This window comes from Leclercia sp. M-A074-M (assembly GCF_965195605.1).
GTDB lineage: Bacteria > Pseudomonadota > Gammaproteobacteria > Enterobacterales > Enterobacteriaceae > Enterobacter.
The window spans coordinates 196,447-208,977 of the sequence record NZ_CBDAHM010000009.1 but is presented as its reverse complement, the minus strand read 5'-3'; the positions used below and the strand labels follow the sequence as shown (position 1 = coordinate 208,977).

Here is a 12,531-nt window from a genome sequence, read left to right as displayed (position 1 = left end):
TCATTTTTGGGGGGCGCTCCAGAGGGAAAAAAGTAACCGGGGACAGGATAGCGGGTTTTTGTTCAGGGTTTCAAGGTTAAATTTTCAACGGCACGCCATAAAAAAACCCGCCGAAGCGGGTTTTTTTAGCAAGCGTAGCGCCGCCGGGCAAAAGCCCTTACTGCAGCAGCGAGATATCCGCCACGCGCAGGAATAGCTCGCGCAGTTTTTCGAGCATAGAGAGACGGTTAATACGCAGATCTTTATCCTCTACGTTGACCATCACTTTCTCGAAGAAGGCGTCGATAACATCACGCAGTTCGGCCAGTTCCACCAGCGCTTCCTGGTAGCGACCTTCTGCGAAGACTGGCTCCAGCTTGTCGCGCAGCACCACAACCTGCATCGCCAGGGCGATCTCTTCCGGCTCTTTCAGCGTCGCGGCGTTCACACGCTCGTTCAGCTTTTCATCGGACTTCGCCAGGATGTTGGAGACACGCTTGTTGGCCGCCGCCAGGGCAGATGCCGCTTCCAGGCTACGGAAGTGGGAGACCGCCTTCATACGGGCATCGAAATCGGCCGGACGGGTCGGACGACGCGCCAGCACCGCCTGAATAGTGTCCACGCTATAGCCTTCGTCCTGATACCAGGCGCGGAAACGGCCCAGCATAAAGTCGATCACGTCATCCACTACGTTGGCGTTGGTCAGCTTGTCGCCGTACAGACGCACCGCTTCTTCCGTCAGGGTCTGCAGATCGAGGTTCAGGTTCTTCTCAACGATGATACGCAGCACGCCCAACGCAGCACGACGCAGCGCAAACGGGTCTTTATCCCCTTTCGGATGCTGCCCGATACCGAAGATACCCGCCAGGGTGTCCATCTTGTCGGCAATCGCCACGGCACAGGCTACCGGGTTGGACGGCAGATCGTCACCGGCAAAGCGCGGCTGATACTGCTCGTTCAGGGCCACGGCCACATCTTCCGCTTCGCCATCGTGACGCGCGTAGTGCATGCCCATCACGCCCTGGGTGTCAGTAAATTCAAACACCATGTTGGTCATCAGGTCGCACTTGGAGAGCAGACCGGCGCGGGTAGCGTGGTTAACGTCGGCACCGATTTCACGGGCGATCCAGCCGGCCAGCTCTGCGATACGGTCGGTCTTGTCGCGCAGGGTACCCAGCTGCTGCTGGAACAGCACGGTTTGCAGGCGTGGGAGGTGATCTTCCAGACGCTTTTTACGGTCGGTATTGAAGAAGAACTCCGCATCCGCCAGACGTGGACGAACCACTTTCTCGTTACCGGAGATGATCTGCACCGGATCTTTCGATTCGATGTTCGCCACGAAGATGAAGTTCGGCAGCAGCTTGCCGTCGTTGGCATAGACCGGGAAGTACTTCTGGTCACCTTTCATGGTGTGAACCAGCGCTTCCGCCGGAACCGCGAGGAACTTCTCTTCGAACTTCGCGGTCAGCACAACCGGCCATTCCACCAGAGAGGTCACTTCTTCCAGCAGGCTGTCGCTCAGATCGGCTTTACCGCCAATCTGGCGGGCCGCTTCTTCCGCATCGGCTTTAATTTTGGCTTTACGCTGTTCGTAGTCAGCAATGACTTTACCGCGTTCCAGCAGGATTTCCGGGTACTGATCGGCGTTGTCGATGGTGAACTCCGGCTCGCCCATAAAGCGGTGGCCGCGGATCACGCGATCGGACGCGACGCCCAGAATGGTGGCAGGAATAACGGTATCGCCCAGCAGCAGAGTCACGGTGTGAACCGGACGCACGAAGTGCACGTCACTTGCTCCCCAGCGCATCAGTTTTGGAATCGGCAGCTTCGCCAGCGAGGTGGCAATCATGTTCGGCAGCAGCGCTTCTGCGCTCTCGCCTTTCACATGGGCGCGATAGAGCAGCCATTCGCCTTTGTCGGTGGTCAGACGCTCGGCCTGGTCAACGGTAATCCCGCAACCACGCGCCCAGCCTTCTGCCGCTTTGCTTGGTTTACCTTCAGCGTCGAACGCCTGGGCAATCGCCGGGCCGCGCTTTTCAACTTCGCGATCGGGCTGAGACGCCGCCAGGTTAGCCACTTTCAGCGCCAGACGACGCGGGGCAGCAAACCACTCAATTTTACCGTGTGCCAGGCCAGCGTTATCCAGCTCGGCAGTCACGTTCGCAGCGAAAGATTCAGCCAGGCTGCGCAGGGCTTTTGGTGGCAGCTCTTCGGTGCCGATTTCCACCAGGAAAGTTTTCTCAGACATGGCCGCCTCTTATTTGTTTCGGTTGCACATCGGGAAGCCAAGGGCTTCACGGGACGCATAGTAAGCTTCTGCAACGGCTTTGGTCAGGGTACGAATGCGCAGAATGTAGCGCTGACGTTCAGTCACGGAGATCGCTTTACGGGCGTCCAGCAGGTTGAAGCTGTGGGCGGCCTTCAGAATACGCTCGTAGGCAGGCAGCGGCAGCGGAGTCTCCAGCGCCAGCAGCTGCTGGGCTTCTTTCTCATACTGCTCGAAGCAGGTGAACAGGAAGTCCACGTCCGCGTATTCAAAGTTATAGGTGGATTGTTCCACTTCGTTCTGATGGAACACGTCGCCGTAGGTGGTTTTACCCAGCGGGCCGTCGCTCCAGACCAGGTCGTAAACGCTGTCTACGCCCTGAATATACATGGCCAGACGTTCCAGACCGTAGGTGATTTCACCCGTAATCGGTTTACATTCCAGACCGCCAACCTGCTGGAAGTAGGTGAACTGCGTCACTTCCATTCCGTTCAGCCACACTTCCCAACCCAGACCCCAGGCACCCAGCGTCGGGTTTTCCCAGTTATCTTCCACGAAACGAATGTCATGAATGGTCGGATCCATACCCAGCTCTTTCAGCGACCCGAGATACAGTTCCTGAATGTTGTCTGGCGATGGCTTAATCACCACCTGGAACTGATAGTAATGCTGTAAACGGTTCGGGTTTTCACCGTAGCGACCATCGGTCGGGCGGCGGGATGGCTGTACATAGGCGGTAGCCATCGGCTCTGGCCCCAGTGCACGCAGGCTGGTCATCGGGTGTGAAGTGCCGGCGCCCACTTCCATGTCCAAAGGTTGAACAATGGTGCAGCCCTGGCGAGCCCAGTAATCCTGTAAGGTCAGGATCAGGCCCTGGAAGGTCTTAGTATCAAACTTTTGCATAGTATTTCGTGCTGGATACGTGTGGTTTTAAATGGAAGGGTTCAGTATACCCGCTGAGTGCAAGATATACAGTACGAAACGGGGTTGTTTAGGGAAAATTGGGAAATAAGCATAGCTGACAGCGCCCTGCTGACGCAGCCACCACATTAAGCGACTATCTCAACGCATCGAAAGGTGTAAAAAATGGCCATCTGCGTCAAAAGAACAGATGAAACTCTCATTGCGGGCAGTGAAGCCCTGCATCTCATAGCTGCCCTGAAACTGCTCAAAGGCGGTGACGTCGATTTTTTGCGCGCCGGTATTGTAGCGCTGGGCCGCCCGATCCTTACACAGCTGTTCCATATCCAGGGAACGCTCCGGGCTGACTTTTTGGGTTTGCGCTTTTTGCGCCGGGGTGGTCTCCTGAGCCGCGCAGCTGGCCAGTAGCGCGGGTAGCAAAAGCCATATCGCACGCATCATCATTTATATTACCGCCCTCTGCTGTGGCTGTTATTTTTAAACTCTAAACTTTATAGATTATGGCCCGGCATTCTGCGAATCTCACCGCCCCGGCACAAGCAGGACTATGCAAACTCAGAATTTTCCAACGAGCGTCTGAATCAATATCACAGTCAGACTCTTTTTAATGTGTAAACAGAGGGATGGATGCAGGAAAAAATTAACTGGATTGATAATTTGCGGGGAATCGCCTGTTTGATGGTGGTGATGATCCATACCACCACCTGGTATATCACCAACGCCCCCGCCGTCAGTCTTATAAACTGGGATATCGCCAACGTGCTCAACTCCGCCTCGCGGGTGAGCGTGCCGCTCTTTTTTATGATCTCCGGCTATCTCTTTTTTGGCGAACGCAGCGCGCAACCGCGCCACTTTTTACGCATCGGTCTGTGCCTGCTGTTTTACAGCACCGTGGCGTTCCTTTATATCGTGCTCTTTACCTCGATCAACAGCGAGCTGTCGCTGAAATACCTGCTGCAAAAGCCGGTCTTCTATCACCTGTGGTTTTTCTTTGCCATTATCGTGATTTATCTGCTCTCCCCGCTGGTGCAGGTGAAAAGCACGAGCGGCAAAATGCTGCTGGCGCTGATGGTCGTGATTGGCATCGTGGCGAACCCCAATACGGTCTCGCAAAAAATGGGCGGGTTTGAATGGCTGCCCATCAATCTCTATATCAACGGCGACACCTTCTATTACGTGCTGTACGGCATGCTGGGCCGCGCCCTGGGTATGATGGATACCCGCAAACGCTGGCTGAATGCCCTGTGCGCCGCCCTGTTTATTGCCGCGGTGGCGATAATCTCCCGCGGTACGCTGCATGAACTGCAGTGGCGTGGCACCTTCGCCGATACCTGGTATCTCTACTGCGGCCCGATGGTCTTTATCTGCGCGGTTTCGTTATTTACCCTGGTGAAAAACACGCTCAATGCGCGCCCCCTGCCGCTGCTGGGGTTAATTTCACGGAACTCGCTTGGGATCTACGGTTTTCACGCGCTGGTGATCCACGCTCTGCGCACCCGTGGCGTGGAGTTAAAAAGCTGGCCGCTTCTGGATATCGTCTGGATCTTCTCCATAACGGTGGCGGTCAGCCTGTTGCTGTCGATGCTGCTACAGCGCATTGATACGCGCAGGTTTGTGAGCTGAGTGTGCGGCTTGTTTGCCCGGCGGCGCTTCGCTTGCCGGGCAAGCAAGGCTGTGCAAACGAAGCGCCACCGGGCGCTGTATCAGGCGATCTCTTTCTCTTCTGCGATCGTATCAGACGAAGTCTGCACCGCACTGTCCCGCACGTTTTTTTGCACGGCCACCGCACCAAATAAGCTTAAGAAGAACGCAAGACCATAAAAGCCCTTCTCGCTTAGCAACAGAGTGGCATTCCACAAACCCACCACTAAAAGCGCGACGGCGATAATGAATGCCGTAAGGCACGTCATATAGTAGAGCGACGTCGTCGGGATCCCTTCATATTTGTCACGAACGGTTTTCTGATAAGAGGCTGCAGAAAACAAGCCAAGGATAATGACCGCAAAGTAATACCCTTTCTCATTGAGCTGCATATCTGCATTCCATAAACCAACCAGATAACTAATGATCCCACCAAGAAGCGCAAGCCAGGATACGGCATTAAAAGCAGGGGAGCTATTTGTCACGTCTCTTTCCATTTTCACGTAAACCTCACCAGGGAACTGAACAAGGCATTATGGATGAAGTCTTGCGATCCACTGCAATGAAGGACACGGAGAAGTATGAATTCGGAAAAAAACCATACAAATAAATAATTATTTAGAATCAATTATTTAAAATATAGAGATGGATAGGCCGGGTTAGGCGAAGCCGCTACCCGGCGCTGTATCACGACATCAGTGGCAGAAGCTGCTGATAGATTTTGCGGAACACGTCGCGACGCCCGGCATAGCGGGCATGACGATCGGGGTCCGGGGTGTGCTGCTGTTCAAGCGCCAGCTGTGGCAACAGCGACGCCAGCGGCTTGCCCGGATTCATTGCAATTTGCGCCAGCCGCGCCGCACCCAGCGCAGGCCCGACATCCCCACCGGTACGGTAATCGAGCTGTTGCCCGCTGATATCCGCCAGCATCTGGCGCCAGTAAGGGCTACGCGCTCCCCCGCCAATCAGCGTAATGCTGGATGGTTGTAACCCGCACTCATGCACCACATCCATCCCATCGGCCAGCGCATAGCCCACCCCTTCCAGCACCGCTCGCGCCAGCTCAGCCGGGCCGTGTTGATGGGTTAAGCCAAAGAACACCCCTTTCGCCTGGGGGTTGTTATGCGGCGTGCGCTCGCCGGACAGATAGGGCAGGAACCAGACGGTATCGGCGTTTTCATTTGCCTGCTGCGCGGCATCGAGCAGGGCCGGCACGCTCTCTAATCCGGTCAGTTTCGCCGCCCAGTCCAGGCAGGACGCCGCACTGAGCATCACCGACATCAGATGCCATTTGCCCGGCAGCGCATGGCAGAAACTGTGCACCGCGCTGTCAGGGTTACTGCGGTAGCCGTCGCTCACGGCGAAATAAACGCCGGAGGTGCCCAGCGACAGCATCGCCTGCCCGGCATCGGCCATGCCCACGCCAACCGCGCCGGCGGCGTTATCCCCGCCCCCCGCCACGACCGGAACGGCCGGCATATTCCACTGCTGCGCCACCGACGGCAGCAGCGTGCCCGTCTGCTCACAGCCTTCAAACAGCGCTGGCATATGGTCGCGGGTGAGATGGCAGGCGTCGAGCATCGTCTCGCTCCAGTCACGCTTTGCCACGTCGAGCCACATGGTGCCAGCGGCATCGGACATATCGCTGGCGTACTCTCCGGTCATGCGCAACCGCAGATAATCTTTCGGCAGCAGTACCTTCGCTACCTGGCTAAAAATTTCGGGTTCATGGCGCTGCACCCACAGCAGTTTCGGGGCGGTAAAGCCCGGCATCATCAGGTTGCCGGTGATCTCCCGCGAGGCCGGGACACGTTCTTCCAGCAGGGCGCACTCTTCACCGCAGCGGCCATCGTTCCATAAAATCGCCGGGCGCAAAACGCGGTTATCCTTATCCAGCAGCGTGGCGCCATGCATCTGTCCGGCAATGCCCAGCGCTTTTACCTCGCGCAGAGAGTGTTGCTCGCCAAGCGCTTTCAGGGCGCGATCCGTGGCCAGCCACCAGGCTTCAGGATCCTGTTCAGACCAGAGCGGGTGTGGCCGTGAAACGTGCAGTTTTTCTGTTTGCGTTGCCAGCACGTCGCCCTGTTCATTTAACAGAATGGCTTTCACACCCGATGTGCCAAGATCGATCCCGATATACATTGCGGTGACTCCTTTAACAGAAATGCCCGGACGCTTGCAGCGGTTCCGGGCCTGGGCTAACCGTAAGCCGGACAAGCGTCGCGCTGCCCGGCAATACCCGGTTACTTATCAAACAGATAATGATTCACCAGATTTTCCAGCAGTTCCTGATGACCGCTCTGGTGCTGCGGCGCAAGGTTATGCTGTTCAGCGTACTTCGCCAGTTCGGTCAGTGATAACTGGCCTTTCAAAATTTGCTGACCCAGCTCACTGTTCCAGCCGCCGTAGCGTTTCGCCACGCGCTTATCCAGCTCGCCATCTTCAATCATGCGGGCAGCCACTTTCAACGACAGCGCCATGGTATCCATCGCCCCGATATGACCATAGAAGAGATCGTATTTATCGGTGCTCTGACGGCGCACTTTGGCGTCAAAGTTCAGGCCGCCGGTGGTGAAGCCACCCGCTTTGATAATTTCGTACATCACCAGCGCGTTTTCTTCCACGCTGACCGGGAACTGGTCGGTATCCCAGCCGAGCTGCGGATCGCCGCGGTTGGCATCTACGGAGCCGAAAATGCCCAGCGCGATAGCGGAGGCGATCTCGTGATGGAACGAGTGACCCGCCAGCGTCGCGTGGTTGGCTTCGATATTCACCTTGATCTCTTTTTCCAGCCCGAACTGCTTCAGGAAGCCATACACCGTCGCCACGTCGTAGTCATACTGGTGCTTGGTCGGCTCCTGCGGTTTTGGCTCAATCAGCAGCGTACCCTGGAAGCCGATTTTGTGTTTATGCTCGACCACCATCTGCATGAAGCGGCCAATTTGCTCGCGCTCCTGACGTAAGTCAGTATTGAGCAGCGTTTCGTAGCCTTCACGTCCGCCCCACAGCACATAGTTTTCCCCGCCCAGCTTATGGGTGGCATTCATCGCCGTCACCACCTGCGTGGCCGCCCAGCTGAAGACTTCCGGGTCCGGGTTGGTGGCAGCGCCTGCGCCATAGCGTGGATGGGTAAAGCAGTTGGCGGTGCCCCACAGCAGCTTCACGCCGCTCTGCTGCTGTTTTTCGGCCAGCACATCGACCATCTGCGCAAAGTTATTCAGATACTCTTTCAGCGAAGCGCCTTCCGGTGAAACGTCCACATCGTGGAAGCAGTAATAAGGGACATTCAGCTTGTGGAAGAACTCAAAGGCGACATCCGCTTTGCGTTTTGCCAGCTCCAGCGCTTCACCTGGCTGCTGCCACGGACGATCGAATGAGCCCACGCCAAACATATCGGCACCGTTCCAGCAGAAGGTGTGCCAGTAGCAGGCAGCGAAACGCAGGTGATCTTCCATGCGCTTACCCAGCACCAGCTCGTCCGGGTTGTAATGACGAAACGCTAAAGGATTTGAGGATTTCGGACCTTCATAACGAACGCGATCGAGTTGATCGAAATAAGCTTGCATAGTGAGCTCCATAATCAGGGATACAGCAAAGAGTTGATACTGGAGTAATACTGAATAGGGATCGCAGGTTGCTCAATTACGTTATTTCACACTGCTATTGAGAGAATGCACAAACGTGCGCTGGCTCGCAAAATCAATTTGCAGACAAACAAATTTCACTGCACAAATTCCATAATCACGTGTAATTAAGAGCTTATGTAATTTAAAATTCGATCGCGGTCATAAATTCGAAAATAAACCAAATATCATAACGAGAAGATAAAAATCTGTAATTGCCAGCCTGCCATTCCCCGTTAAGAATTTGCTACGTCTCTTGCAATGATTGTTTCTTTTATCTCAGCAACCTAACCCTACAAAAGGCAATACAATTATGAAGATAAAGAACCTGTGCCTCACTCTTTGTGCATCGCTGCTGCTGGCGAGTACGGCGAGTCATGCAAAAGAAGTTAAAATCGGCATGGCGATAGATGACCTCCGTCTGGAGCGCTGGCAAAAAGATCGCGATATTTTTGTCAATAAGGCAGAAGCATTAGGCGCGAAAGTTTTCGTCCAGTCTGCCAATGGCAATGAAGAAACGCAAATGTCGCAAATCGAAAATATGATAAACCGCGGCGTCGATGTGCTGGTTATTATTCCTTATAACGGTCAGGTTTTAAGTAACGTGGTAAAAGAAGCCAAGCGCGAAGGGATTAAAGTGCTGGCCTACGACCGCATGATTAATAATGCGGACATTGATTATTATATTTCCTTCGACAATGAAAAGGTCGGCGAATTACAGGCGCAAAGCCTGGTCGCCAAAGTTCCACAGGGCAATTACTTCCTGATGGGCGGCTCCCCGGTGGACAACAATGCCAAACTCTTCCGCGCCGGACAGATGAAGGTGCTGAAGCCCTATATTGATGAAGGCAAAATCAAGATCGTTGGCGATCAGTGGGCGGACGGCTGGTTACCTGAAAACGCGTTAAAAATTATGGAAAACGCCCTCACCGCCAATAATAACAAAATCGATGCCGTGGTGGCCTCTAACGATGCGACCGCAGGCGGCGCTATTCAGGCACTCAGCGCCCAGGGGCTGGCCGGAAAAGTGGCGATCTCCGGACAGGATGCGGACCTCGCCGGGGTGAAACGTATTGTGGCAGGTACCCAGACCATGACGGTGTATAAGCCGATCACCGAGCTTGCCACTACCGCCGCAGAAATTGCCGTTGAGCTTGGCAATGGCCAACAGCCTAAAGCGGACACCAGCTTAAACAACGGCCTGAAAGATGTGCCTTCCCGACTGCTTACCCCTATCGAAGTCAATAAAGAGAACATTGACGCCACCGTTGTGAAAGACGGTTTCCATAAAAAGAGCGAACTGTAATCCATCATCGCCCCCGGCTTGCGGGGGCACATCGACTTGTACTGTTTTCCTTCGGGTCATGTGGAGCAGTTATGTCTTATTTACTTGAAATGAAAAGTATCACCAAAGCGTTTGGCGCGGTGAAGGCCGTCGACAACGTCAGCCTGCGCTTAAACCCCGGCGAGATCATGTCGTTATGCGGCGAAAATGGCTCGGGCAAATCCACCTTAATGAAGGTTTTGTGTGGCATCTATCCTCACGGCAGCTACGAGGGTGAAATTGTCTTTTCCGGCGAAACGCTGCAGGCCACGCATATCCGCGACACCGAGCGCAAAGGGATCGCCATCATTCACCAGGAGCTGGCGCTGGTGAAGCATCTGACCGTGCTGGAAAATATCTTCCTCGGTGCCGAGGTAACCCGCCACGGCGTCCTGGATTACGACACCATGACCTTGCGCTGCGAGAAGCTGCTGGCGCAGGTCAGTCTGACGATCTCCCCCGACACCCGGGTGGGCGATTTAGGTCTGGGACAGCAGCAACTCGTGGAGATCGCCAAGGCCCTGAACAAACAGGTGCGTCTGCTGATCCTCGATGAACCAACAGCATCGCTGACGGAACAGGAAACCGCGGTATTGCTGGACATCATTCGTGACCTGCAAAACCACGGGATTGCCTGCATTTATATCTCCCACAAGCTCAACGAAGTGAAAGCGATTTCGGACACGGTATGCGTAATTCGCGACGGGCAGCATATCGGCACCCGGGAAGCGCAGGGGATGAGCGAGGACGACATTATTACCATGATGGTGGGCCGTGAGCTGACCGCGCTCTACCCGAACGAACCCCACACCCTGGGGGAAGAGGTGCTGCGCGTGGAGCATCTTACCGCCTGGCATCCGGTGAATCGCCATATTAAACGGGTCAATGATGTCTCTTTCTCGCTGCATCGCGGTGAGATCCTGGGGGTGGCCGGGCTGGTTGGCGCCGGGCGCACCGAGGCTGTGCAGTGTCTGTTCGGCGTCTGGCCTGGCCGCTGGGAGGGCAGCATCTTTATTGATGGGCAGCAGGTAGAGATCAAAAACTGTCAGCAGGCCATCGCCCAGGGTATCGCGATGGTGCCGGAAGATCGCAAAAAAGATGGCATCGTACCGGTGATGGCGGTGGGCAAAAACATCACCCTTGCCGCATTAGATCAGTTCAGCGGCACGCTGAGCAGTCTGGATGATGCCGCGGAACAGCACTGCATTCTTCACTCTTTACAGCAGCTGAAAGTCAAAACTTCCTCCCCGGAGCTGGCGATTGGCCGCCTGAGCGGGGGCAATCAGCAGAAGGCGATCCTCGCCCGCTGCCTGTTGCTCAACCCGCGCATTCTGATCCTCGATGAACCGACCCGCGGGATTGATATCGGTGCGAAATACGAAATCTACAAGCTGATCAACCAGCTGGTCCAGCAGGGTATCGCCGTGATTGTGATCTCCTCGGAGCTTCCCGAAGTGCTGGGTCTGAGTGACCGGGTACTGGTGATGCACGAAGGAAAACTGAAAGCCAACCTGATAAACCAGAACCTGACGCAGGAACAGGTGATGGAAGCCGCACTAAGGAGCGAACGCCATGTCGAAAAGCAACCCCTCTGAGTTAAAAGTCACGGCACCCGCACCGGGTCTGTTTTCCGGGCTAAAAGCGCTCAATCTGCAGGTGTTTGTCATGATTGCCGCTATCGTGGCGATCATGCTGTTCTTCACCTGGATGACCGACGGCTCCTATCTCAGCGCGCGTAACGTCTCCAACCTGCTGCGCCAGACCGCCATTACCGGCATTCTGGCGGTGGGGATGGTGTTTGTGATTATCTCCGCGGAAATCGACCTCTCCGTGGGCTCAATGATGGGCCTGCTGGGGGGCGTGGCGGCGATTTTCGACGTCTGGCTGGGCTGGCCGCTGCCGCTCACCGTGGTCGTCACCTTGTTACTCGGTCTACTGCTCGGCACCTGGAACGGCTGGTGGGTGGCCTACCGCAAAGTACCGTCGTTTATCGTCACGCTGGCGGGAATGCTGGCCTTCCGCGGCATTCTGATTGGTATCACCAACGGCACCACCGTCTCCCCCACCAGCGCCTCCATGTCGCAGATTGGGCAGAGCTATCTCTCCGGCGGAGTCGGTTTTACCCTCGGCGCGATTGGCCTGATGGCGTTTGTCGCCTGGCAATGGCGCGGCAGAATGCGCCGGCAGGCGTTAGGGTTAGCCACAACGCCTTCCACCTCTGTCGTTGGGCGTCAGGCGCTGACGGCGGTGATCGTGCTGGGGGCAATCTGGCTGCTGAACGACTATCGTGGCGTGCCAACGCCGGTGCTGATACTGGTTCTGTTATTACTGGCAGGCATGTTTATGGCGACCCGCACCGCCTTTGGCCGGCGTATTTATGCCATCGGCGGCAACCTTGAAGCCGCACGTCTGTCAGGTATTAATGTTGAACGCACCAAACTTGCCGTCTTTGCCATTAATGGCCTGATGGTTGCCGTAGCGGGCCTGATCTTAAGCTCGCGTCTGGGTGCGGGCTCGCCGTCTGCCGGGAATATTGCCGAACTCGATGCCATCGCCGCCTGTGTCATCGGCGGAACCAGTCTTGCCGGAGGTGTCGGTAGCGTCGCAGGGGCAGTTATGGGGGCATTTATTATGGCGTCGCTGGATAACGGAATGAGTATGATGGACGTCCCGACATTCTGGCAGTATATCGTCAAGGGTGCCATTTTATTGCTGGCGGTATGGATGGATTCCGCTACCAAACGGCGCGCCTGAGGATGCCTTTTCATCTGTCACTG

At 55.6% G+C, this 12,531-nt stretch carries 10 protein-coding genes; 4 read left to right on the top strand and 6 right to left on the bottom strand.

Translation table 11 applies throughout. The features are described 5' to 3' along the window. Positions 1-157: 157 nt before the first annotated feature. From glyS to ACOKCT_RS18770, 3 genes are all read right to left on the bottom strand, one after another. A complete protein-coding gene (gene glyS, locus ACOKCT_RS18780; RefSeq protein WP_159340394.1) occupies positions 158-2,227 on the bottom strand; it encodes a glycine--tRNA ligase subunit beta in 2,070 nt (689 codons plus the stop codon). Between the two features lie 9 nt (positions 2,228-2,236). Then, positions 2,237-3,148: a glycine--tRNA ligase subunit alpha gene (gene glyQ, locus ACOKCT_RS18775; RefSeq protein ID WP_003860141.1), complete on the bottom strand. Its 912-nt coding sequence runs from the start codon at positions 3,146-3,148 to the stop codon at positions 2,237-2,239. A gap of 159 nt (positions 3,149-3,307) precedes the next feature. Continuing rightward, complete coding sequence (locus ACOKCT_RS18770) at positions 3,308-3,610, bottom strand: YsaB family lipoprotein (protein ID WP_103177773.1); 303 nt, start codon at positions 3,608-3,610, stop codon at positions 3,308-3,310. A 183-nt stretch (positions 3,611-3,793) separates the two neighbouring features. Between ACOKCT_RS18770 and ACOKCT_RS18765 the strand changes: the two genes are divergently transcribed. Then, on the top strand, positions 3,794-4,789 hold the full coding sequence (locus tag ACOKCT_RS18765; RefSeq protein WP_263950078.1) for an acyltransferase: 996 nt from the start codon (positions 3,794-3,796) through the stop codon (positions 4,787-4,789). Positions 4,790-4,869: 80 nt separating this feature from the next. Here the strand turns inward: ACOKCT_RS18765 and yiaA are convergent, their stop codons facing one another. From yiaA to xylA, 3 genes are all read right to left on the bottom strand, one after another. Further along, complete coding sequence (gene yiaA, locus ACOKCT_RS18760) at positions 4,870-5,292, bottom strand: inner membrane protein YiaA (protein ID WP_371816480.1); 423 nt, start codon at positions 5,290-5,292, stop codon at positions 4,870-4,872. 202 nt (positions 5,293-5,494) lie between these two features. Further along, positions 5,495-6,949, bottom strand: coding sequence for a xylulokinase (xylB, locus tag ACOKCT_RS18755; RefSeq protein ID WP_159340397.1), 1,455 nt, complete (start codon positions 6,947-6,949; stop codon positions 5,495-5,497). 101 nt (positions 6,950-7,050) lie between these two features. Then, entirely contained in the window at positions 7,051-8,373 is a 1,323-nt protein-coding gene (gene xylA, locus ACOKCT_RS18750) for a xylose isomerase (RefSeq protein WP_114316199.1), read from the bottom strand. A gap of 370 nt (positions 8,374-8,743) precedes the next feature. Here xylA and xylF point away from each other — a divergent pair, with 370 nt between their 5' ends. The 3 genes from xylF to xylH all read left to right on the top strand — a co-directional run bounded on the left by xylF (position 8,744) and on the right by xylH (position 12,508). Continuing rightward, positions 8,744-9,736, top strand: coding sequence for a D-xylose ABC transporter substrate-binding protein (gene xylF, locus ACOKCT_RS18745; protein ID WP_420193772.1), 993 nt, complete (start codon positions 8,744-8,746; stop codon positions 9,734-9,736). 71 nt (positions 9,737-9,807) lie between these two features. After that, on the top strand, positions 9,808-11,349 hold the full coding sequence (locus ACOKCT_RS18740; protein WP_103177767.1) for a xylose ABC transporter ATP-binding protein: 1,542 nt from the start codon (positions 9,808-9,810) through the stop codon (positions 11,347-11,349). Continuing rightward, positions 11,327-12,508: a xylose ABC transporter permease XylH gene (xylH, locus tag ACOKCT_RS18735; RefSeq protein WP_103177766.1), complete on the top strand. Its 1,182-nt coding sequence runs from the start codon at positions 11,327-11,329 to the stop codon at positions 12,506-12,508. The genes ACOKCT_RS18740 and xylH overlap by 23 nt, the downstream gene beginning before the upstream one ends. The last annotated feature ends 23 nt before the right edge of the window (positions 12,509-12,531 follow it).

Excerpts from the sequence above, each read along its gene's own strand:
- glyS (WP_159340394.1), bottom strand. The coding sequence starts at position 2,227 with ATGTCTGAGAAAACTTTCCTGGTGGAAATCGGCACCGAAGAGCTGCCA.
- glyQ (WP_003860141.1), bottom strand. The coding sequence starts at position 3,148 with ATGCAAAAGTTTGATACTAAGACCTTCCAGGGCCTGATCCTGACCTTA.
- ACOKCT_RS18770 (WP_103177773.1), bottom strand. The coding sequence starts at position 3,610 with ATGATGATGCGTGCGATATGGCTTTTGCTACCCGCGCTACTGGCCAGC.
- ACOKCT_RS18765 (WP_263950078.1), top strand. The coding sequence starts at position 3,794 with ATGCAGGAAAAAATTAACTGGATTGATAATTTGCGGGGAATCGCCTGT.
- xylB (WP_159340397.1), bottom strand. The coding sequence starts at position 6,949 with ATGTATATCGGGATCGATCTTGGCACATCGGGTGTGAAAGCCATTCTG.
- xylA (WP_114316199.1), bottom strand. The coding sequence starts at position 8,373 with ATGCAAGCTTATTTCGATCAACTCGATCGCGTTCGTTATGAAGGTCCG.
- xylF (WP_420193772.1), top strand. The coding sequence starts at position 8,744 with ATGAAGATAAAGAACCTGTGCCTCACTCTTTGTGCATCGCTGCTGCTG.
- ACOKCT_RS18740 (WP_103177767.1), top strand. The coding sequence starts at position 9,808 with ATGTCTTATTTACTTGAAATGAAAAGTATCACCAAAGCGTTTGGCGCG.
- xylH (WP_103177766.1), top strand. The coding sequence starts at position 11,327 with ATGTCGAAAAGCAACCCCTCTGAGTTAAAAGTCACGGCACCCGCACCG.